The 20,422-nt window shown below is 68.5% G+C and carries 18 protein-coding genes; 3 read left to right on the forward strand and 15 right to left on the reverse strand.

The window, feature by feature from the left end; genetic code table 11:
- Window positions 1-231 precede the first annotated feature (231 nt).
- Window positions 232-735 (forward strand): hypothetical protein, encoded by a 504-nt coding sequence (locus tag ASD28_RS19570; protein WP_056131863.1) that lies wholly within the window; start codon window positions 232-234, stop codon window positions 733-735.
- Here ASD28_RS19570 and ASD28_RS19575 read toward each other — a convergent pair whose 3' ends face one another.
- From ASD28_RS19575 to wrbA, 11 genes are all read right to left on the reverse strand, one after another.
- Window positions 736-1,224, reverse strand: a complete 489-nt coding sequence (locus ASD28_RS19575; protein ID WP_056131866.1) for a dihydrofolate reductase — start codon at window positions 1,222-1,224, stop codon at window positions 736-738.
- Window positions 1,225-1,238: 14 nt separating this feature from the next.
- Entirely contained in the window at window positions 1,239-2,033 is a 795-nt protein-coding gene (gene thyA, locus ASD28_RS19580) for a thymidylate synthase (RefSeq protein ID WP_056131867.1), read from the reverse strand.
- A 39-nt stretch (window positions 2,034-2,072) separates the two neighbouring features.
- Complete coding sequence (locus tag ASD28_RS19585) at window positions 2,073-3,167, reverse strand: low specificity L-threonine aldolase (protein ID WP_056131869.1); 1,095 nt, start codon at window positions 3,165-3,167, stop codon at window positions 2,073-2,075.
- Between the two features lie 80 nt (window positions 3,168-3,247).
- On the reverse strand, window positions 3,248-5,260 hold the full coding sequence (locus tag ASD28_RS19590) for a Cache 3/Cache 2 fusion domain-containing protein (RefSeq protein WP_056131871.1): 2,013 nt from the start codon (window positions 5,258-5,260) through the stop codon (window positions 3,248-3,250).
- A 155-nt stretch (window positions 5,261-5,415) separates the two neighbouring features.
- Window positions 5,416-7,239 (reverse strand): ABC transporter transmembrane domain-containing protein, encoded by a 1,824-nt coding sequence (locus ASD28_RS19595; protein ID WP_056131873.1) that lies wholly within the window; start codon window positions 7,237-7,239, stop codon window positions 5,416-5,418.
- A 31-nt stretch (window positions 7,240-7,270) separates the two neighbouring features.
- The gene (locus ASD28_RS19600; protein WP_056131876.1) at window positions 7,271-8,338 is read right to left on the reverse strand and encodes a lipocalin-like domain-containing protein; all 1,068 of its coding nucleotides are present in this window, start codon (window positions 8,336-8,338) and stop codon (window positions 7,271-7,273) included.
- The gene (locus tag ASD28_RS19605; protein ID WP_056131877.1) at window positions 8,338-10,899 is read right to left on the reverse strand and encodes an FtsX-like permease family protein; all 2,562 of its coding nucleotides are present in this window, start codon (window positions 10,897-10,899) and stop codon (window positions 8,338-8,340) included. Before ASD28_RS19605 ends, ASD28_RS19600 begins: the two co-directional genes overlap by 1 nt.
- Entirely contained in the window at window positions 10,887-11,333 is a 447-nt protein-coding gene (locus ASD28_RS19610; protein ID WP_056131882.1) for a DUF4124 domain-containing protein, read from the reverse strand. The genes ASD28_RS19605 and ASD28_RS19610 overlap by 13 nt, the downstream gene beginning before the upstream one ends.
- A 13-nt stretch (window positions 11,334-11,346) precedes the next feature.
- On the reverse strand, window positions 11,347-12,756 hold the full coding sequence (locus tag ASD28_RS19615; protein WP_056131884.1) for an FAD-binding oxidoreductase: 1,410 nt from the start codon (window positions 12,754-12,756) through the stop codon (window positions 11,347-11,349).
- Window positions 12,749-13,147, reverse strand: coding sequence for a DUF2069 domain-containing protein (locus ASD28_RS19620; protein WP_056131888.1), 399 nt, complete (start codon window positions 13,145-13,147; stop codon window positions 12,749-12,751). The genes ASD28_RS19615 and ASD28_RS19620 overlap by 8 nt, the downstream gene beginning before the upstream one ends.
- A gap of 3 nt (window positions 13,148-13,150) precedes the next feature.
- Window positions 13,151-13,762 carry an NAD(P)H:quinone oxidoreductase gene (wrbA, locus tag ASD28_RS19625; RefSeq protein ID WP_056131891.1) on the reverse strand — a complete coding sequence of 204 codons (612 nt, stop codon included), beginning with the start codon at window positions 13,760-13,762 and terminating at the stop codon, window positions 13,151-13,153.
- A gap of 56 nt (window positions 13,763-13,818) precedes the next feature.
- Here wrbA and ASD28_RS19630 point away from each other — a divergent pair, with 56 nt between their 5' ends.
- A complete protein-coding gene (locus ASD28_RS19630; RefSeq protein ID WP_229412121.1) occupies window positions 13,819-15,207 on the forward strand; it encodes a YihY family inner membrane protein in 1,389 nt (462 codons plus the stop codon).
- Here ASD28_RS19630 and ASD28_RS19635 read toward each other — a convergent pair.
- The 3 genes from ASD28_RS19635 to ASD28_RS19645 are packed head-to-tail and all read right to left on the reverse strand — an operon-like array spanning window position 15,197 to window position 17,452.
- Window positions 15,197-15,505 (reverse strand): DUF962 domain-containing protein, encoded by a 309-nt coding sequence (locus ASD28_RS19635; protein ID WP_056131894.1) that lies wholly within the window; start codon window positions 15,503-15,505, stop codon window positions 15,197-15,199. The two genes, ASD28_RS19630 and ASD28_RS19635, sit on opposite strands and share 11 nt — an antisense overlap.
- A 38-nt stretch (window positions 15,506-15,543) precedes the next feature.
- A complete protein-coding gene (locus ASD28_RS19640) occupies window positions 15,544-16,347 on the reverse strand; it encodes an alpha/beta fold hydrolase (RefSeq protein ID WP_056131897.1) in 804 nt (267 codons plus the stop codon).
- A 1-nt stretch (window position 16,348) separates the two neighbouring features.
- Window positions 16,349-17,452 (reverse strand): PLP-dependent transferase, encoded by a 1,104-nt coding sequence (locus tag ASD28_RS19645; RefSeq protein WP_056131901.1) that lies wholly within the window; start codon window positions 17,450-17,452, stop codon window positions 16,349-16,351.
- Between the two features lie 188 nt (window positions 17,453-17,640).
- On the opposite strand from ASD28_RS19645, the gene ASD28_RS19650 reads away from it, so the two are divergent.
- A complete protein-coding gene (locus tag ASD28_RS19650; RefSeq protein WP_036231747.1) occupies window positions 17,641-18,096 on the forward strand; it encodes a CBS domain-containing protein in 456 nt (151 codons plus the stop codon).
- A 14-nt stretch (window positions 18,097-18,110) separates the two neighbouring features.
- On the opposite strand, the gene ASD28_RS19655 is transcribed toward ASD28_RS19650, so the two are convergent.
- Window positions 18,111-20,354, reverse strand: coding sequence for an EAL domain-containing protein (locus tag ASD28_RS19655; RefSeq protein WP_056131905.1), 2,244 nt, complete (start codon window positions 20,352-20,354; stop codon window positions 18,111-18,113).
- Window positions 20,355-20,422: the final 68 nt, after the last annotated feature.

Consider the following 20,422-nt stretch of genomic DNA (forward strand, 5'->3'; position numbering starts at 1 on the left):
CGCTATCCGGGAGGGAAGGCGGCCGGGCACGGCACCGGAAAAATGAAGAAGCGGATTTTCGCAGAAATCGCGGGGTCCCGTGCAAAAATTTTTAATAGGTTAGCTACACGGGGCAGATTGTGGCGCACTCTTGTGTAAACAAGATGACGGAGCGGCCGCTACGTTAAGGGATTAACGGAAGCGGGTATGCGGCGGGCGTAGAGTGGGGACTCTTTTGCAGCCGAGGTCATCATGTCCACCGTCCGCGTCCAGTTGGAAAGCAGCGTCCCCCGTTCGCCCGCCGAGCTGTGGGACTGGAGCACGTCGGTCGAGGGCGTCGTGACCGAGATGGGACCGGTCCTGAAGCTCGATTTCCCCGAGGGGATGACGCACATCCCGCGCGACGGCAGCAACCTTGGGCGGCCGCTGGGCGATTACCGGTTCCTGCTGTTCGGCGTCGTGCCGGTCGATCTGTCGCGGCTGACCTTTACCGAGATGGAGCCGGGCCGCCGCTTCGTCGAGCAGTCGCCGCTGCTGTCGATGAAGAGCTGGCGGCACGAACGGATCATCACGCCGTCCCGGGACGGTTCGAAAATCGTCGACCGCCTGGAATTCACGCCGCGCTTCGCCGGCCCCGTCGTCGGCTGGATCATCGAGCGCTTCTTCCGCCACCGCCACGCGGTGCTGAGGAAGCACTACCGCGAGCGCCGCTCGGTGGCCAGAGGAGAACAGGGCGCCCAGCGGATCCACGCGTAGCTACCTGACTCTGTCGTAGGTGACGATGGCGTAGTCGACGCCGGCCGTCGGCGAGTGCAGGGTTTCGTTCGAGACGGCGGCCCACTGCGCGCTGTCGATCTCCGGGAAGAACGCGTCGCAGCGGTAGGCCTTGTCGATGTGCGTGACGATCAGGCGGTCGGCAACGTGCATCGCCTCCGCGAAGATCTGCGCGCCGCCGATGATGCTGGCCGAGTCGGCGCCGACGAGGGTGACGGCATCTTCCAGCGAATGCACGACGTCCACGCCGTCATGGCCCCAGTCGGTATTGCGCGTGACGACGATGTTGCGGCGGCCCGGCAGCGGACGGCCGATCGATTCGAACGTCTTGCGGCCCATGATGATCGGGTGGCCGAGGGTCACGCGCTTGAAGTGCGCGAGGTCCTCGGGCAGGTGCCAGGGCAGCTGGTTGTCGACGCCGATGCCGCGGTTGGCATCCATCGCGACGACGAGGGATAAATGGTTGGCCATGCGAACCTCCTTGCTTACACGGCGACCGGCGCCTTGATGGCCGGGTGCGGATCGTAGCCGACGATCTCGACATCCTCGAATTTATAATCGAACAGCGAGTCGGGTTTGCGGTGGATGACCAGCCGGGGCAGCGGACGCTCCTCGCGCGACAGCTGCAGCTCGACCTGCTCCATATGGTTCGAGTACAGGTGGCAGTCGCCGCCCGTCCACACGAAGTCGCCGACGTCCAGGCCGGCCTGCTGCGCCATCATGTGCGTGAGCAGCGCGTACGACGCGATGTTGAACGGGACGCCGAGGAAGATGTCGGCGCTGCGCTGGTACAGCTGGCACGACAGCTTGCCGTCCGCAACATAAAACTGGAACAGCGCGTGACATGGCGGCAGCTTCATCTTCGGCACGTCGGCCACGTTCCAGGCCGACACGATCATGCGGCGCGAGTCCGGATTGTTCCTGATCTGGTCCATGACCTGCGTGATCTGGTCGATGTGCTCGCCGGACGGCGTCGGCCAGCTGCGCCACTGGTAGCCGTAGATGGGGCCGAGGTCGCCGTTCGCGTCCGCCCACTCGTCCCAGATCGAGACGCCGTTTTCCTTCAGGTACGCGATATTCGTGGAGCCGGCGAGGAACCAGATCAGTTCATGGATGATCGACCGCAGGTGCAGCTTTTTCGTGGTCACCAGCGGGAACCCGTCCTGCAGGTTGAAGCGCATCTGGTGGCCGAACACGGAACGGGTGCCGGTGCCGGTGCGGTCGGTCTTGACCGTGCCATGGTCCAGCACATGGCGCATCAGGTCGTGGTATTGGCGCATCGGTGTGGCTCGATTTGAAAGGTTGAAAACCCGCGCATTTTAACCCAAGCCGCGCTCCACGGCGGCCGCCAGCAGCGCCACGGCTTCGCGCACGCGGCCGTCGGGCGTGTCGAGCAGGTTGTCGCCCACGTACAGCTCGAAGAACGCGGTATCCGGCAGCACGCCGTGGTTGACGCGATTGAATGGCCAGATGCCGTGGTCGCGCGCCAGCTCGCGGCGGATCTCCAGCGCGCGCTCACGGCTCACGGGCAGGTGGACGTGCAGCATGTTGGCTTGCGGCCGGGCAGGGTTCACGCGCAGCACCGGGTGGTCGCGCAGCACGTCGAACAGGAAGCGCGTGCGCTCGAAGTACGCGGGCATCGCGGCCAGTCTCTGCTCGAACTGCATCGCCGCCGCGACCACGTACGGCGAGCGATGGATCACGTTGCCGCCCTGGCGCTTGAACCATTCGGCGGCCTGCGCGACGAATTCGCGGCTCCCGGCCAGCATGGCGCCACCGAGACCGCCGATGCCCTTGTACAGCGACGTGTAGACGGTGTCGAAGCCGGCCGCGATCTCGGCCACCGGACGGCCATATCCTGCCGCCGCCTCCCACAGGCGCGCGCCGTCCATGTGCAGGTGGATGCCGCGCGCGCGGCAGTGCGCCTTGATGGCCTGCAGGTCGTCCCACGCCGACAACTGGCCGCCGATCTCGCGCATCGGGATCTCGAGCGCGACGGCGGACAGGCGGTCCGGGATGCCCGTGATGTCGGCGGCCGTCCACGGACGAAACGGGTCGCCCGTGCGCAGCGCGTCGAAATGCCCCAGCAACTGGTAGTTGGAACGTTCGTGGACGAAGATGTGGGCGGTCGGATGCAGCGCCACCGGTGCGCGTCCGCGCGCGTCGGCGGCGAGGCGCAAGGTCGTCACCTGCGCGAGCGTGCCGCTGATGCAGAACACGGCGGCCTCGAAGCCGAGGACTTCGGCCACGCGGGCCTCGAAGCGCTGGATCAGGGCGCCGTCGCCGTAAGTGTCGTGGGCGATGCCGTTGGCGTCGCACCAGGCGGCCATCGCGGCGAACATCTCCGCCGGCGTGCGGGCGCGGTGGCCGGGGAGGACGGTGGTGCAGCGGGCAAGCAGTTCGGTGTCGGTCAAGGTGACGCTCCAGGCAGGTGGCGTTACTCTACACCGAAGGCCGCGCAGGTGGAAGGGCTGTAAAGCGACGGCGGTTCGAGTCAGTACTGCGCGAGCGCAGTGCGCTTCGTGGCCTGCTGTTGGTCCAGCTTGAACAACCGCACCGAGCGCGCCAGCTGGTCCGCCTGTTCCTGCATGGCCTGGGCGGCCGCGCTGGCCTCCTCGACGAGGGCAGCGTTCTGCTGGGTGACCTGGTCCATCTCGCCGATCGAGCGGTTGATGTGCTCGATGCCGGTGCTCTGCGCCGCATTGGCCGTGCTGATGCGGGCCATGATGGCGGTGACCTTCTCGGCGCTGGCCAGCACTTCGTTCATCGTGACGCCCGCTTCCTGCACGATGCGGCTGCCCGCATCCACTTCCGCCGTCGACGCGACGATCAGGCCCTTGATCTCCTTGGCCGCGGCGGCGCTGCGCTGGGCGAGGTTGCGCACCTCGGTCGCCACGACGGCGAAGCCGCGGCCCTGTTCGCCGGCGCGCGCGGCTTCCACGGCCGCGTTGAGGGCGAGGATGTTGGTCTGGAACGCGATGCCGTCGATGACGCCGATGATGTCGCCGATCTTGCCGGACGACGCCTTGATCGTGTCCATCGTGTCGATCACTTCGCGCACCATGCGCCCGCCTTCCTGCGCCACCATCGACGTGTTCACGGCCAGCTGGTTCGCTTCATGGGCGTCGCCGGCATTGCGGCGCACGGTCTCCGTCAGGTCCTGCATCGAATTCACGGTGGACGCCAGGTTGGCGGCCTGCTGCTCGGTGCGCGAGCACAGGTCCAGGTTGCCGGTCGAGATTTCGCCGGACGCGTTGGCGATCTGCTCGGCGCCGCTGCGCACCTGGCCGACGACGGTCGACAGGCTGCCGCTGATGTTGTTCATGGCGTCGGCCAGCAGGCCGATCTCGTCGCTGCGGTCGACGGGGATGCGCACGGTGAGGTCGCCCTCGGCGATGCGGACGGCGGCGTCGCGGGCCCGTACGAGCGGACGGGTGACGGTGTGCTTCATCACGGTGTGCAGGATCGCCGCGAAGATCGCCAGCGCCACGAGGCCGATGGCGATGTAGCGGTTGCGCAGGCTCGCCGCTTCCTTGGTGATCTCGTCTTCGTACGTGCCGCCGGCGATCATCCAGTTCCAGTCCTTGAACAGCGTGTAGGCGGCGACTTTCGTGCGCGGGCTCGTCTCGCCCGCCTCGGCGTTCTGCCACGGGTACTGGATCAGGCCGTGCTTCGTTGCCAGCATCTCCTTGATGAATTCGCGGCCGCTCGCATCCTTGCTGGCGAGGATGTTCTTGCCTTCCTTGACGGGGTGGACGATCAGGTCGCCGTAGGTCTTGCCGGGCGTTGCGTCGAGCACGTAGTAATAGCCCGTGTCGCCCACCTTCATCTTCCTGATGCGGTCGCGCAGCGCGGCGATGTTGGCGTCGACGTCGAGGCCGATGTACAGGATGCCGATCACCTTGCCGGACGCGTCGCGGATCGGTTCGTAGTCCGTCATGAACTGCTTGCCGAACAGCCTCACCAGGCCGACGTAGGGTTTGCCCGCGCGGATCGCGGCATACGCGGGGCTCTCGTGGGCGAGCACCGTGCCGACGGCGCGGTCGCCGTTTTCCTTCTTGACCGACGTGCTGATGCGCACGAAGTCGTCACCGCTGGCCACGAAGATCGTCGCGTTGCCGCCGGTCTGGTGGGTGAAGCGGTCGGGCAGCGTGAAGTCGAGGTTCAGGGGCTTGCCGTTCGAGTTCAGGGTGGGCACCTGCTTGTCGCCGACGGCAACCATCGCGTCGGGGTCCAGCGTGAACTCGCCTTCGAAATGCGTGGCGAAGATGCGGCCGAAGCTCGTGGCCTGGCTCTTCATCACGTTGTCGAACATCTCGACGGCGTTGACGACGCTCTGCAGTTCCGAGTTGACGTTGGCGATCGCGCGGGCATGCAGCATCGACGACGTCGTCCAGGTGATGGTGAAGACGAGGCCGGCGAGGATGACGGCGACGAGCGCGAACGTGAAGGCCGTGATCTTTGCGCCGACCGTCAGGTTCGCGACGCTGAACGATTTCTTGTTCATGAAAATAGGGGATAAGCTGGCGTTGCGCTATGGTACGCCAGGTATCCACTAGGAAACAAAAATGTGTCGCGTTTTCGATGTGTTCATGCAACAAATTCTTGCCGGGATGGCATGAATCGTTGCGTAACCATGCGTGGGGTTATCGTCCGGCTAACTCAATGCTCGACCTGGACGTTATGGAACTGTAAAGCCGCCAGGTTCGCGTAGATGCCGCCGAGCGCCACCAGCGACGCATGCGTGCCCGTCTCGACGATGCGCCCGTCCTCCATCACGATGATGCGGTCGGCCCGCTGCACGGTGGCCAGGCGGTGCGCGATGATGAGCGTCGTGCGGCCCACCATCGCCGCTTCCAGCGCGCGCTGCACGAGGCGTTCCGACTCCGCGTCGAGGGCGCTCGTGGCTTCGTCCAGCAGCAGCAGCGGGGGATTCTTGAGGAGTGCGCGCGCGATGGCGACGCGCTGGCGCTGGCCGCCCGACAGGCGCACGCCGCGCTCGCCCAGGTAGGACTGGTAACCCTGCGGCAGGCGTTCGATGAATTCGTGGGCCGCGGCCAGCTTCGCGGCGGCGATCACTTCTTCGTCCGTCGCGTCGGCGCGGCCGTAGCGGATGTTTTCCAGCGCGTTCGCGGAGAAGATGACGGTGTCCTGCGGGACGATGCCGATGGCGCCGCGCAGCACGTGCAGGTCGAGGTCGCGGATGTCCACGCCGTCGAGGCGGATGCTGCCTGCCTGCGGGTCGTAGAAGCGCAGCAGCAGCTGGAACAAGGTGGTCTTGCCGGCGCCGGACGGGCCGACGACGGCCACCGTCTCGCCGGGTTTCACGTCCAGGCTCACGTGGTCCAGCGCCGCGGTCTCGGGCCGCGACGGGTACGAGAACTGCACGTTCGCGAGGTTCAGGGCGGCACCGCCGGCCGTGCGGTGCGGCAGCGGCGTCGGGTGCGCGGGGTTGCGGATGTCGGAGCGGACGGCCAGCAGTTCCAGCAGGCGCTCGGTGGCGCCGGCCGCGCGCTGGGCCTCGCCCATCACTTCGGACAGCGCGCCGATGGCCCCGGACACGATCGACGCGTACAGGATGAACTGGCCCAGGTCGCCGCCCGTCATGGCGCCTTCCAGGACGGCGTGGGCGCCCAGCCACAGCACGAACACGATGGCGCCGAAGACCAGCGCGATCGCGAGCATCGTCAGGACGGCGCGGGCGCGGATGCGCCGCATCGCCGTCGCGAACGCGCCTTCGACGGAAGACCCGAAGCGCCGGGCTTCGATCTTCTCGTGGGTGAAGGCCTGCACGGTGGGCATGGCGTTGAGGATCTCGCCGGCGATGGCCGACGCGTCGGCGATGCGGTCCTGCGAATCGCGCGACAGCTTGCGCACGCGCCGGCCGAACAGCACGATCGGCACGACGACCAGCACCAGCAGGCCGAGGATGATCGACGTGAGCTTCGCGCTCGTCACGAACAGCATCGCGAGGCCGCCGACGAACAGCAGGGTGTTGCGCAGCGCGAGCGAGATGCTCGTGCCGACGACGGCCTGGATCAGCGTGGTGTCGGTGGTCAGGCGCGACAGCACCTCGCCCGTGCGCGTCGTCTCGAAGAATTCGGGACTCTGTTCGACGACGTGGCGGTAGACGGCGCTGCGGATGTCCGCCGTCACGCGCTCGCCGAGCCACGACACCGTGTAGTAGCGCGCCGCCGTCGCGACCGCGAGCACGGCGGCCACGCCGAACAGCGCGAGGAACGTGGCGTTGACGCTGGCGGCGTTCGACGCACCGCCCTTCGCGCCGAAGCCGTGGTCGATCATCTGCTTGAAGGCGGCCGGGATTGCCAGCGTGGCGCTGGCCGCGACGAGCAGGGCGATGCCGGCGAACAGGAACTGGCGGCGGTACGGCCGCAGGAAGGGCAGCAGGCCTTTCAATGCGGCGAGGGCGCCCTTGCGCGAGGTGGAGTCGTTGGATGGGGTGTCGCTGGTGGAACCGTTGCTCATGTCGTCTTCTTGTTCGTCTTGTTGCGGATGCTTACAGCTTCATGGCCGATACGTAGCCGGTCAGCTCGAGGTAGCCCCTTCCGGCGGGCCTTCCGTCGCGCTGCACGGTGACGGCGCCTTCCCAGTACACGGCCCCGGTCGAGCGGCGCGAATCGAGTTCCTGGTCCGGCTGCAGCGGCTCGATGCGCCATTGCGTCGTCCCCGTGGTGAGCAGCGTCGCCACCGGGTAGGCGGCGTTCGTGCGCGGCGAGGTCCAGGTTCGTTGCGGCGCGAAGCGCACCTGGTCCGGACCGTATTGCGTCACCTTGCCGGCGCCGTCGCGCCAGGTCGCGTGGGCCCACAGTGTACTACCATCCTTGGCGCGGATCCGGAAGGCCATCAGCGCGCCGCCGTCGTCGAGGTTCACGCCGGTCCAGTCCCAGCCCGCGGCCTTCGTGTCGAGCACCTGGCTGGACCATTCATGGTCGAGCCATGCGGTGCCCGTCACGGCCTGCTTGCGGCCCGCGTGAACGACGTCGCCGTCGACCTGCAGATGCGGCTCGCTATAGTAATAGCTGGCGTGGCCCGCCTGTGGACCCTTTTGCGAAAAGCCGGCCTCGCCCTGCAGCAGCACCGGTTGCGTGGGCGTGAGCCGCAACGTGAACGACAGCTCGCCGGCGCGCACGACGACGCGGTAGCGGCCGTCCGGTTCACGCCGCATGCTCCAGTCGTCGAGTTTCACGTCCGTCGTGCCCGTGCCCGCGTAGGCGAGCCCGAAACCGGCACGCGCGCTTCTCTGGTCGTGCACGAGGTGGCCAAGCACCGGGTCGGACAGCGCCGCGTGGCCGATGATCAGCTGCTTCGGTGCGAACGCGCTCGGGTTGGCCGGATCCGTCTCCGTGCGGCTGCGGAAGAACGTGACCTGGAAGCCGAGCGGCTTGCCGTCGGGTGTTTTCAGCCAGCCGGTCGCGTACCACCATTCCGTGCGGTAGTCCGGATGGGCGCCGTAATCGGCGGGGAAGGCCAGGGTGCGTCCTGGCGTGACGGGTGCGAACGCAGGCGGCGCCGCGTGGACGCACGTCGCCACGAGCCACAGCAGCAGGGTGCGCACCAGGATCATCACCAGTCCTCCCGTACCGCGCGCACCGGCCCGCCGGACAATGCGTAGCGGCCCGACACGAGCGCCGTCGCAACGGACGCCGCCACCAGCACGGCCGCGACGCTGCCCAGCAGGGGCCACGGCAGGTGCAACTGCATCGTCCAGTGGAACGACTGCGGATTCACGACGTAGACGAGGATCAGGCTGATGACGAGGCCGAGGACGAAGCCCGTGACGACGCCGAGCGCCGTCAACGCGCCGCCCTCGACGGCGAGGATGCCCAGCACCTGCCTGCGCGTGACGCCCACATGGCGCAGCATGCCGAATTCCTTCGCGCGCGCCAGCGTCTGCGCCGAGAATGTCGCGGCCACGCCCGAGAGGCCGATGGCGATGGCGATCGCTTCCAGCAGATAGGTCACGGCGAAGCTGCGGTCGAAGATGCGCAAACTCATGGCCCGGATGTCGCCCGGCCGGGCCAGTTGGAGTGCCGCGCCGAACGGCAGTTTGCGCAGCGCGGCCTCGACGTGCGCGACATCGGCGCCGGGGGCGACCCACAGCGCGGCATCGGTGACGGTCGTGTCGCCCGTCAGCGCGCGATAGTCATCCAGGAGCACGACGACGGCGCCGGTCTGGTTGGCATAGTCGCGCCAGACGCCGGCGATGAAGAAAGGCTGCGGCCGGCCGCCCAGCGGCAGGTTCACGGTCTGCCCGGGCTTCAACCGGTACAGGTCCGTCATCGCTTCCGATACCCACACGGGCCGGGCGCCGGCGGGCACCGGGGCCGGGTCGCCGACGAGGGCCAGCATCCGTCCCGGATCGTTCGCGTCGATATCGCGCGCGACGAGCGCGATGTTCGGGCGGGCCGGGTCGAGCGACAACGGCCGCGTGCGCAGGAACGCGGCGCGCGCGACACCGGGCACGCCGGCCAGCGCCGCCTGTTCCGGCGCGCCGAAGCCGCCCGTGTTGCCGCCGCTGCTGCTGCGCACGTACAGGTCGGCCGGCAGGATGTGCAGGATCCAGTCGTCGACGGAGACGCGGAAGCTGGCGACCATGATGCCCATCGCGACCATCAGGCTGAAGCTCGCGAGCACGCCACCGAGGGCGATCGAGGCCTGGCCCGGCGCGTTGGCGAGGCGCGCCAGCGTGAGTGCCAGCACGGGCGAATGGTCTTCACGGCGGCGCAGCACGCGGTCCAGTGACCGGAATGCGGATGCGGCCAACCGGGGCATCAGGCCGATGCCGCCGATGAGCAGCAGGGCGACGGCGAAGTAGCCGAACAGCGGCAACCCGAACACGGGCGGCGCGAACGCGCAGGCGCCGGCGAGCAGAAGGCAGACCACGGCGGGCCAGACGCGGTTGAGGCGCTCCAGCGCCGTCTCGTCGTTGCCCGACTTGAGTGCGATGGCGGGCCGGGCACGCGCGGCTTCGAGTGCAGGCGCGGCGCAGCCGAGCAGCGCGACGCCGAGGCCCAGGCCGAAATAGACGAGGGCGGCGCCGGGCGCGAACTGTACGTGCGGTTTCACGCCGGGGAAGTAGCCGGCGCCGAGGTCGCCGCCGAACAGCGACAGGGCGGCCGCCGCGAGGCCATAGCCCGCCGCGATGCCGAGCAGGGCGCCGAGCACGCCCAGGATCGCGCCTTCCAGCAGCACCTGGCGCAGCAGCGCGCGCCGTTCCAGGCCGAGCACGCGCAGCAGCGCGAACTGGCCGCGCCGGCGCAGCACGGACAGCGCCTGCGTGGAAAACACGAGGAATGCGCCGGTGAACAGGGCGACCAGCGCCAGCACCGTCAGGTTCACCCGGTACGCGCGGCTGAGGTTATTGCTGCGGCTTTCCTGGTTGGCGTCGCCGGGACGGCCGACCGTGAAGCGGCCGGGATAATCGCGCTCCAGTTCCGCCGCCAGCGCGCGCTCGAACGTGGCGCGGTCGACGCCGTCGCGCAGTTTCAGGTCGATGCGCGACAGTTTGCCGGTGAGTCGAAAACGCCACTGCAGCGCGCCGATGTCCATCACGCCGAGGCGCTGGCCGCTGCGCGCGCGCAGGATCGGCCCCGCCACGCGCAGCGCCAGGTCGCGCGTGCCGGCGCGGACCGTGATGCGGTCGCCGCGCGCCTTGCCCAGCCACGCCTGCGCGGCCGGCGACAGGAACACCGTGTCGTCCGCGAGGACGTCGTACGGGCGGGACGCATCCGGCACGCCCATCAGGTCGGGGGCGATGTAGCCGGCGCGGAAGGCGTCGAGGCCGACAATCTTCAGCGACCCCTGGCCATCGGCCCGCGCGGCGTCGACTTCGAGCACGGGCGAGGCGAGGGCGACGCCTTCGTGGGTGGCCAGGCGTGGGTAGATGCCCTCGTCGAACAGCGCTTCGCGCCCCGTGACCTGGACGTCGGCCTGGCCGGAGAGGCTGTGCACGGCCGCGTTGAATTCATTGAATGCCGCTGCATTGATCAGGTGGATGGCGAAGCCCATCGCGACGCCGACCGCGATGGCGACGACGGCCAGCACCGCGCGCATCGGGTGCGCGCGCCACTCGCCGAACAGCAGCCAGCGCGACAACGGGTTGACGCCGAGGATCACGCCGGACATTCCACCGCCAGCGCTTCCGTCGCCCGTTTCGACCGGCGCTGCGCGGCCACCTTGGCGCGGCCCGTCAGCCGGGCGACGTCTTCCTCGGCCCAGCGCTTGCGCAGGTTCAGCCGCGCACACTGCTTGCGGTGCGTGGCGGCGGCTCTGGCCTGGCGCGCGTCGGCCTTGTCGCTGCGTTCCTGTTCCCGCTTTTGTTCCTTCTCCCGCGCGATGCGCAGCTTTTCCAGCTGGAGGAGCGTGCGCGCGTCGCGCGTCGGCACCGATTCCGCGCCTTCGGGGCGGATGCCCACCGGCGCCGGCAGCTCGACCGATTTGCCGTGGACGCAGGGGCGGTCCGAGTAACTCGTCTTGCCGTCCTGCGTGCATTTGTAGACGGGATCGGCGAGGGCGTTGGTCAGCAGACAGGCCGCGAGCAGGGGAAGAAAACGCATCATGAAGGTCTCCGGGTCACAGGATTTTACCGGGGTTCATGATGCCCAGCGGGTCGAGCGCAGCCTTGATCGCACGCATCAGCTGCAGCTCGACCGGCGACTTGTAGCGCGGGAGCTCGTCGCGCTTCAACGCGCCGATCCCGTGCTCGGCCGAGATCGACCCGCCATGCGCCGCCACGCTGTCGTGCACGATGCGGTTGATCGGGCCCTGCTCGGCGAGGAAATCGTCGTGGCGGATGCCTTCCGGCGGCGCGACGTTGTAGTGCAGGTTGCCGTCGCCCAGGTGGCCGAAGCAGACGACCTGTACGCCGGGATAGTCCGCTTCCAGCTGCGCGTCCGTCGTCTCGATGAAGTCGGCGATGCGCGAGATCGGCACGGAGATGTCGTGCTTGATGTTCTTGCCGGCCGCCGCCTGCGCCAGCGGGATGTGCTCGCGGATGGCCCACAGCGCGCGCGACTGGGCGATCGACGTCGCGACGACGGCATCCTGCGCGAGTCCGTCTTCCAGCGCCCGTTCGATCGCGCGCTCCAGCAGCGCCACGCCGTGCGCCTCGGACTCGTGGCTCGACAGTTCCAGCAACGCGTACTGCGGATAGCGTTCCGGGAACGGCTTCGGCAGGTCGGGGAAATGGCTGGCGACGAGGCGCAGGCTGACGTCGCTCATCAATTCATAGCCGGTCAAGGTCGGCCCGCATTCGCCTTCGACGAGCTTCAGCAGCGCCAGCGCGTCGCGCGGCGTGGCCAGCGCGACGAGCGCCGTGATCGCGGCCTTCGGCTGCGGGAACAGTTTCAGTACGGCCGCGGTGATGACGCCGAGCGTGCCTTCCGCGCCCACGTACAGGTCGCGCAGGTCGTAGCCGGTGTTGTCCTTGCGCAGGCCGCGCAGCGCATCCCACACCTCGCCCTGCGCGGTGACGACTTCGAGGCCCAGGCACAATTCTCTTGTGTTTCCGTAGCGCAGGACGCCCGTGCCGCCCGCATTGGTCGACAGGTTGCCGCCGATGGTGCAGCTGCCTTCGGCCGCCAGCGACAGCGGGAACAGCATGCCGTGGTCAACAGCGGCACGCTGGATGTCCTGCAGGATGCAGCCGGCTTCCACGGTCATCGTGCGGTTGAACGTATCGACGGTGCGGATGCGGTTCAGGCGCCGCAGCGACAGCACGACGGCGTCGCCCGCCGCATCCGGCACGCTGCCCAGCACGAGGCCCGTGCGGCCGCCCTGGGGCACGATCGGCACGCGCAGTTCCGCGCACAGGCGCACGACGGCGGCCACTTCGGCCGTGCTGGCGGGACGCACGACGGCACGGGCACGGCCCGTGAAGCGGCCGCGCCAGTCGGTCAGGTACGGGGCGGTGTCGTGCTCGTCGACGAGGACGTTCGTCGGCCCGACGATGGCGCTGCAACGCTCGATAAAGCCATCAGTCATGCGGTACTTTGACCTTGTCGAGCAGCTCCTTGGCCAGCTTCTGCGCCTGCTTCTTGTAAGGACGGAGGTACAGCAGGGCGAACAGGAAGTACGAGACGACGAGCAGCGCTTCGCCCAGCGCCATCATGCGCGAAATTTCCGTCTTGTCGCTCCAGGCGCGCACGATGCCTTCGACGAAGTAGATCAGGATGACCATCGACGACCACTGCAGCGTGTACAGGTCGCGTTTCAGGACGCCGCGCAGCGGCAGCAGCAGCGGCAGGGCCTTCAGGGCCAGCAGCGAGCCGCCCGGATGGAGCGGCGCGACGACGATCTCCCAGACCAGCAGCCAGGCGAACAGGATGACGAGACTCGTCACCGCGCCCGTGTGAAATGCCCTTTGCGTTTGCATCGTTTATTCCGTCCCCTGCAGTTTGCGGCTGGCGATCGCGAGGCGCCGGCCGAGCGCGATCGCGAGCCGCTTCTCGTCTTCCGTCACCGGGCGGTTGCCGTCCACGCCCGACCAGTGGGTCGCGCCGTAGGGACTGCCGCCGCTCGCGGTGGTCATCAGTTCCGGCTCGGTGTAGGGCAGGCCCATCACCATCATGCCGTGGTGCAGCAGCGGGATCATCATCGACAGCAGGGTCGATTCCTGGCCGCCGTGCAGGCTGCCCGTCGACGTGAACACGGCAGCGGGCTTGCCGGCCAGCGTGCCGGACAGCCATTGCGCGGAAGTACCGTCGAGGAAATATTTCATGGGCGCCGCCATATTGCCGAATCGCGTGGGCGAACCCAGCGCCAGTCCGGCACACTCCGCCAGGTCCTCGAGCTCCACGTAGGGCGCGCCGGCACGCGGGATGTCGGGTTCCGTCGCTTCGGCAACCGTCGATACCGCGGGAACAGTCCGTAACCGGGCTTCCAGGCCCGGCACGCTGTCGATGCCCTGGCCGATCAGTTCGGCAAGCCGGCGCGTCTTTCCATGACGCGAGTAATACAACACGAGGATAATCCGATTGGTTGGGTTCATCGTTGGTATTATAGGGCGCTTTACAAGATGACACGCTCGCCGTCGGCGCTTTTTCGATGCTTTCCAAGACCGTCACCAATCTTTCCCGCAGCACGACCGAGATGATCAATACGGGCGTCGACCGGGTGCGCGGACTGACGTGGAACGAGGTGCGCGACCTCGTGCGCTTCGCGCGCCGCCGCCTCACCGAGGAAAAGCTGCCGCAGGTGGCGGGCAGCCTCACGTTCACGACCACCCTGGCCATCGTCCCGCTGCTGACGATCGTGCTGGCCATCTTCACCACGTTTCCGATGTTCGGCAAACTGCGCACCGCCCTGGACAATTATTTCGTCCAGATGCTGATGCCGAAGGCGATCGCCAACACGATCACGTCGAACCTGACGCAGTTCGCCAGCAAGGCGACGGGGCTGTCGGCCGTCGGCGGTATCGCCCTCGTGTTCACGACCGTCGCGCTGATCGGCACGATCGAGCGGGCGTTCAACCAGATCTGGAAGGTGCGCCGCCCCCGTCCCGTCGTGCAGCGCGTGCTCGTGTACTGGGCGCTCGTCACCCTGGGGCCGCTCGCGTTCGGCCTGTCGCTTACGTTGACGTCGCAACTGTTTTCCGCCACCAATGGCCTGATGAGCCTCGTGCCGTTCCTGGGCGCGGTCTTCTACACGGTCGTGTCGGTCGCGTTGACGACGGGTGCCTACGTGCTGCTGTACATGACGGTGCCGAACCGCGACGTCGACTGGCGCGACGCCATGTGGGGCGGCCTCGTCGCCGCCATTGCGTTCGAGGTGGCGAAACGCGTGTTCGCCATCTTCATCCGCCAGTTCCCCACCTACGCCATCATCTACGGGGCGCTGGCCGCGCTGCCGCTGTTCCTCGTCTGGATGTACCTGTCCTGGATGATCACCCTGGTGGGCGCGCTGCTGACGGCCGCGCTGCCCATCGTCAAGTATGAGCGCTGGTGGTACGAACCCGTGCCGGGCGGCGCGTTCGTGGATGCGATGGCCGTGCTGAAGGTGCTGCATGGCGGTGCGCGGCTGACCGGTACCGCGATGGTGTCGAGCGCCCAGATCCGTACGTGCACGCGGATCGGCTACGACGAGATGACCGAGTTGCTGGAGCGGATGGTGGCGGCCGGCTGGGTCGGGCGCGTGCACGTGGAGGAGCAAGTGTCGCTGCGGTGGAGGATGGGAAAACGCGGAGGCGCGCGGGCCGGGACCGACTGCTGGGTGCTGCTCGTCGATCCGCGCCTCGTCAGGCTGGCGGACGTCTACCGGTTGTTCGTGTTCGGCGGCGTCAAGAGCGAGACCGGCCCGCCGGCCGACGGCGCGCAGTCGCCGCTGGCGCTGGACACGGCCGCGCTCGCGCGCCAGGTCGAGGCGTCCGTCGAGCGGGGGCTGGACGAGACGCTGGCTGACCATTTTGATCGCTCAGTTGCGCCACTTACCAACTGAGCTTGCCGGTCAGCATCTCCCAATACATCACCCAGTCCGCGCGGAACGAATACCACGGGTAGCCGAACGTGGCCGGGCGGTTCTTCTCGAACAGGAAGTGCCCGATCCAGGCGCCGCCGTAGCCCGTCACGCCGGCGACGACGAGCCACCACGGATTCAGGCTGTCGATGTATTGCGCGATGCCCGCGATGGCCGACGACGTGCCGAGGAAGTGCGCGCGCCGGCACATCCGGTTCTCGTGCTGGGTCAGGTACCAGGGATAGAACTGCGCGAAACTGTCGTAGCGGACGGCGGCCATGCTGCTCTCCGGGTTGTCTCCCTGCCGTCCAGTGTAGATCAATCCAGGCCGCGCACGAAGTCCGCCAGCGCGGCGCTCACCGCATCCGGCTGTTCCGTCATCAGCGCATGCCCGCAATCGAGCGCGACGACGCGCGCATGCGGGATCGCGGCCACGAGCCCTTGCGCCGAACGGGGCGGCGTCATCACGTCGCGCCGGCCCTGCACGAACAGGGTCGGGCACGCGATGGCCTGCGCGGCCGCGCCCCCGTTCGCGTACGTATCGCACGCCACGAAGTCCGTGTGGAACAGCCGGTCCGGGTTCAGTTGCGACAGCCGCTGCATCAGCCGGCGCGCCGCGCCCGCCAGCCAGGTACCTTGCGGCCGGCCCGGCGCGGCCGGCGCGACCGCGACGTGCGACCACAGGTTGACCATGTCGATGGCGGCCTGCTCGTTAGTGCGCGCCGTCTCCAGCAGGGCGTCCGAGACCTTCATCGGCCACGTGCTGCCCACGAGGGCCAGCGCGCGTACGCGGGCGGGCGCCCGGGCCGCGGCCTCGAGGGCGATCAGCGACCCCATGCTGTGACCGGCCAGCACGGCGCGGGCGATGCCGGCCGCGTCGAGCAGGTCGAGCAGCCAGGCGGCCATGTCCTCGACCGTGGCCAGCGCGGGGCCGGCACTGCGGCCGTGGCCGGGCAGGTCGACGGCCAGCACGTGATGGCCCTGGTGCGCGAGGGTGCGGGCCGGGGCCGTCCAGACGGAATGGTCGTTCTGGGCGCCGTGGATGAACACGATGGCCTCCCGGCCCGGCGCGCTGCCGGCGGTGTAGCCGTAGGCGGTCCTGCCGTTCACGTCGAGCAGCATGTCAGGCTCCTTTCTGCGCCAGTTTCAGGGCGCGGGCGAGATCGTCGAGCAGGTCGTCCGGGTCTTCCAGGCCGACGTGGAGGCGCACGTTGCCCGCGCCGGCGTCGGTGGCGGACGAGCGGGGGCCGCCGATGGCATCCGCCCGGCCGAAGACCTTCAGCGCATCGAGGAAGCGGCCGGCCGCGGCCGGGCCGCCCTGCAGCGTGAACGGGACGATGGCGCCGGCGCCGCGCGGCAGCAGTCCGTGTTCGGCATACGCGACGCCCGCGACGGCCGGGTGACCCGCGAGCGTCTGCGCGACCTTGCGGGCGCCGGCGACGTGGCGGTCCATGCGCATGCCCAGGGTCTCGAGTCCGCGCAGGATCGCGGCCGCATCGTGCGCGCCCGGTGCGGTGCCGAAAGCGCGCAGGCCGACGTGGCGCGCGCACAGGGCGAAGGCGCCGACCGTCGACTCTTCGGCGAACACGCGGCCGTCGCAGGCGGGGTTCGGTTCGCACAGGTCGGCGTAGCGGCCCGTGCGCGTGTGCGCGGCATGCCAGTCGAACGTGCCGCCGTCGACGAGCAGGCCGCCAGGCGCGTCCGCTTGTCCGGCGAGGAAGGCGGCGTCATGGACCACGAGGTCGGCGCCGAGGTCGAACGCGGACAGCAGCCACGGCGTGGCAAGTGTCGCGTCGACGAGCAGCGGCAGGTCGTGGTCGTGCGCGACGGCGGCCACGCGCGGGATGTCGAGGACGGTGCCGTCCAGCCCGAGGGCCGCGCCGACGAGGACCCGCGTCTCGGCCCGGATGGCCGCGCGCCACGCGTCGGGAGCGCGCGGATCGACGAACGTCGTCGTGACGCCGAAGCGGCGCAGGCCGTGGGCGAGGAGGGCGCGCGCGTCGTCATGCAGGTTGTCCGCGGCGACGACGTGGTGGCCGTTGGCTGCCAGCGTGGCCAGCGCCAGATGCAGCGCGGCCTGGCCGCTGGCCGTCGCGATGCCGGCGACACCACCTTCGAGGGCGGCGACGCGCTCCTCGAGCGTGGCGCCGGCCGGGGCGGGTAACGGGGCGCCGGCGGCGACGTGCAGCGCCAGCGTGCTGAAGCCGGGGTAGCGGGGACCGCTCATGGGGTTCATCCTGAAAACGAAGACGGCGCATGCTAGCATCCGATAGCGCTAACCGTTACATTTAATCATCAAGATGGTGCAGAGTGCACGGTTGCAAGGCAAAAAGGTGGATTTTTTGGGGAGCTTAGGCTAGAGTCAAATTTATGAAATACACAACGCAGCACGCATCTCCACTCAAGGGGGTCCAAATGAAGGTATCGGAAATCCTGCAGGTCAAAGGCGACATCCTGTACACCGTGTCGCCGGACACCGACCTGGCCAACGCCGCCGCCACGATGGCCGAGCGCGACATCGGCTCGCTCGTCGTGATGGAATATGGCGACCTGGTCGGCATGCTGACCTTCCGCGAGGTCATCAAGGCCTTGCACGCGCATGGCGGTTCGCTCGAACCCGCGGGCACCGTGCGCAAGCACATGGACGACAGCCCGATCACCGTCACCCCGGACACCGAAGTCAACGAAGTGCGCCGCATCATGCTGGAAAAGCACGCGCGCTACCTGCCCGTCATGAACGCGCGCACGCTGCTGGGCGTGATCTCGTTTTACGACGTCGCGAAGGCCGTGCTCGAGGCGCAGAGCTTCGAGAACCGCATGCTCAAGGCCTATATCCGCGACTGGCCTGCCGAGCAGATGGCCGAGGATTGAGCGGTCGTTGGTGATTACGCGGCGAGCGTCAGCGCGTCGCTGCCCAGCCACTCGATGAGTGCCTCGGGCGCGAGCGGGCGCGCGAACAGATAGCCCTGCGCGAGCGGGCAACCGAGCGCCTGCAGGATCTGCGCCTGCACCTCGTCCTCGACACCTTCGGCGATGATCGACAGGCCCAGGTTGCGGCCCAGCTCGATGACCATCTCCGCGATGCTGCTGCCGCGTGCCGCGTCCGTGATCTCGGTCACGAACGCGCGGTCGATCTTGAGCCGGTCCACGCACAGGCGCTGCAGGTAGGAGAGGGACGAGAAGCCCGTGCCGAAATCGTCGATGGCGATCGACACGCCCGTGCGCTTGATTTCGGCGAGGCGTTCGATCAGCAGGTCGGGTTCTTCCATCGCCATCGATTCCGTGATCTCCAGCTCGACACGCTCCGGCGGCGCGCCCGTCTCGAGCAGCGCCTGGCGCAGCATGTCGATGAAATGCGGATGGCGGAACTGGACTTGCGAGACGTTGATCGACATCGTGAAGTCGAGGTGGCCCGCCGCGCGCACGCGCACGAGTTCCGCGCAGGCTTCGCGCAGCACCCACGCGCCGATGTCGATGATCAGGCCCGAGTATTCCGCGATCGGAATGAACCGGTCGGGCGGGACGAAGCGGCCGTCTTCCGTGCGCCAGCGCAGCAGCGCCTCCGCGCCGAACGCGCGGCGCGCGGCGAGTTCGACCTGGGGCTGATAGGCGAGGAACAGTTCGCCGCGCGCGAAGCCGCTGCGCAGCGCGTGCATCAGGCGCACCCGTTCACGGATCTCCACGCCCATGCCGCGCGAAAAATAGAAGTGGCCGCCGCGCCGCTGGGTTTTCGCGCGCTTCAGCGCGATGTCGGCATCCTTCAGCGCATCGGCCGCGGTGCCGTCATGCTCCAGCAGGCGCACGAGGCCCAGCGTGGCGGACACCTGCACGTCCTGGCCTTCGATCGAGAACGGCGCCGCGAACTGGTCTTGTACGGCGGCCGGATCGATCAGGTCGGCCTCGCCCAGCAGGCAGAAGATGTCGCCGCCGATGCGTGCCAGCGCCACCCGCGCATCCAGGCGCGTGCGCAGGCGCTGCGCTACCGCGCCGAGCAGCGCGTCGCCGAACTGGTGGCCGAGGGCGTCGTTCGTTTCGGCGAACTGGTCGATGTCGACGAGGCACAGGGTCGCGTCGGCGCGCGCTCGCAGGCTGTCGTCGATGAGTTCGACGAGGCGGGTCCGGTTCGGCAGGCTCGTGAGGCCGTCGTAGAACGCCGCGCGGTGCAGGGCGGTCATCAGGGCGACGTTGTCCAGGCCGACCGCGATGCTGCTCGTGAAGACGTCGACGAGGCCGCGGCGCAGGGCGTCCAGCGGCCGCGTCAACTTCAGCCACGCGGCGAAATGACGGTGCGACTTGCCGCAGAAGTAGAGGGCGAGGTAGTCGGGTTCGTACAGGTTGCGCCGTTCGGCCAGCGCACGCGCGATGGCGGCGGCGGGGCCCTGACCGCCCGGCGCGAGCATGCCGCCGCGCGCGAGGTCCGCGCTGGGCCCGCAACTGGCCAGCACCTGCCAGCCGACGTGGCCCGTGCCCGGCACGCAGGCGCACAGCACGCCGTCCGCCGGTTGGCCCGCGAGGACAGCCACTGCGCGCAGGATGCCGAGCGTCATCTCGCCGACGGTGTGCAGGGCCATCAATTCCGTATTGGCGCGCACGACTTCGGCAAGGCCCATGCGGCTGTCTTCGAGCGCGTGGATCTGCTCGTAGGCGCGGATCGCGGTGGCCACGCTCGTGTAGAGCTTCGTGCGGGTGAGTTCCGACTTGGTGCGGTAATCGTTGATGTCGTAGCCGCGGATCGCGTCCATCTCGGGCGCATAGCCGGGCTGGCCCGTGCGCAGGATGATGCGCACGTCGTGGCGGCCGAGCGTGTCGCGCACGTGGCGCACGAGGTGCAGGCCGGCGTCGGCCTGTTCCATCACGACGTCGAGCAGGATCACGGCGATGTCGTGTTCGCGGGCCAGCACGTCTATCGCTTCGGCGGCGGAATACGCATGCAGGAATGCCAGCGGCCGGCCGTGCATCTCGAGCGTACCGAGCGCGAACGTCGTCGTCGAATGGACGTCGGCGTCGTCGTCGACGATCAGCACGCGCCACGCGCCGCCGTCCTTCACAGGGGCGTCTGCCGGCGTCTCGTCTGCGAACACCAGGTCATCGTCCTGTGCGGCGCCCGGAGGCGTGTTCGGTGCGGGCATTGCTGCGTCTCCAGGTTAAGCTCCGTAGTTGCGAACTAGTATATCTGCAATGGTATCAAGTCAGGCAA

This window comes from Massilia sp. Root133 (genome assembly GCF_001426525.1).
Classification (GTDB): domain Bacteria; phylum Pseudomonadota; class Gammaproteobacteria; order Burkholderiales; family Burkholderiaceae_D; genus Telluria; species Telluria orientalis.

Coding starts and splice junctions, on each gene's coding strand:
- ASD28_RS19570 (WP_056131863.1), top strand. CDS start 232: ATGTCCACCGTCCGCGTCCAGTTGGAAAGCAGCGTCCCCCGTTCGCCC.
- ASD28_RS19575 (WP_056131866.1), bottom strand. CDS start 1,224: ATGGCCAACCATTTATCCCTCGTCGTCGCGATGGATGCCAACCGCGGC.
- thyA (WP_056131867.1), bottom strand. CDS start 2,033: ATGCGCCAATACCACGACCTGATGCGCCATGTGCTGGACCATGGCACG.
- ASD28_RS19590 (WP_056131871.1), bottom strand. CDS start 5,260: ATGAACAAGAAATCGTTCAGCGTCGCGAACCTGACGGTCGGCGCAAAG.
- ASD28_RS19595 (WP_056131873.1), bottom strand. CDS start 7,239: ATGAGCAACGGTTCCACCAGCGACACCCCATCCAACGACTCCACCTCG.
- ASD28_RS19600 (WP_056131876.1), bottom strand. CDS start 8,338: ATGATCCTGGTGCGCACCCTGCTGCTGTGGCTCGTGGCGACGTGCGTC.
- ASD28_RS19605 (WP_056131877.1), bottom strand. CDS start 10,899: ATGTCCGGCGTGATCCTCGGCGTCAACCCGTTGTCGCGCTGGCTGCTG.
- ASD28_RS19610 (WP_056131882.1), bottom strand. CDS start 11,333: ATGATGCGTTTTCTTCCCCTGCTCGCGGCCTGTCTGCTGACCAACGCC.
- ASD28_RS19615 (WP_056131884.1), bottom strand. CDS start 12,756: ATGACTGATGGCTTTATCGAGCGTTGCAGCGCCATCGTCGGGCCGACG.
- ASD28_RS19620 (WP_056131888.1), bottom strand. CDS start 13,147: ATGCAAACGCAAAGGGCATTTCACACGGGCGCGGTGACGAGTCTCGTC.
- wrbA (WP_056131891.1), bottom strand. CDS start 13,762: ATGAACCCAACCAATCGGATTATCCTCGTGTTGTATTACTCGCGTCAT.
- ASD28_RS19630 (WP_229412121.1), top strand. CDS start 13,819: ATGCTTTCCAAGACCGTCACCAATCTTTCCCGCAGCACGACCGAGATG.
- ASD28_RS19635 (WP_056131894.1), bottom strand. CDS start 15,505: ATGGCCGCCGTCCGCTACGACAGTTTCGCGCAGTTCTATCCCTGGTAC.
- ASD28_RS19640 (WP_056131897.1), bottom strand. CDS start 16,347: ATGCTGCTCGACGTGAACGGCAGGACCGCCTACGGCTACACCGCCGGC.
- ASD28_RS19645 (WP_056131901.1), bottom strand. CDS start 17,452: ATGAGCGGTCCCCGCTACCCCGGCTTCAGCACGCTGGCGCTGCACGTC.
- ASD28_RS19650 (WP_036231747.1), top strand. CDS start 17,641: ATGAAGGTATCGGAAATCCTGCAGGTCAAAGGCGACATCCTGTACACC.
- ASD28_RS19655 (WP_056131905.1), bottom strand. CDS start 20,354: ATGCCCGCACCGAACACGCCTCCGGGCGCCGCACAGGACGATGACCTG.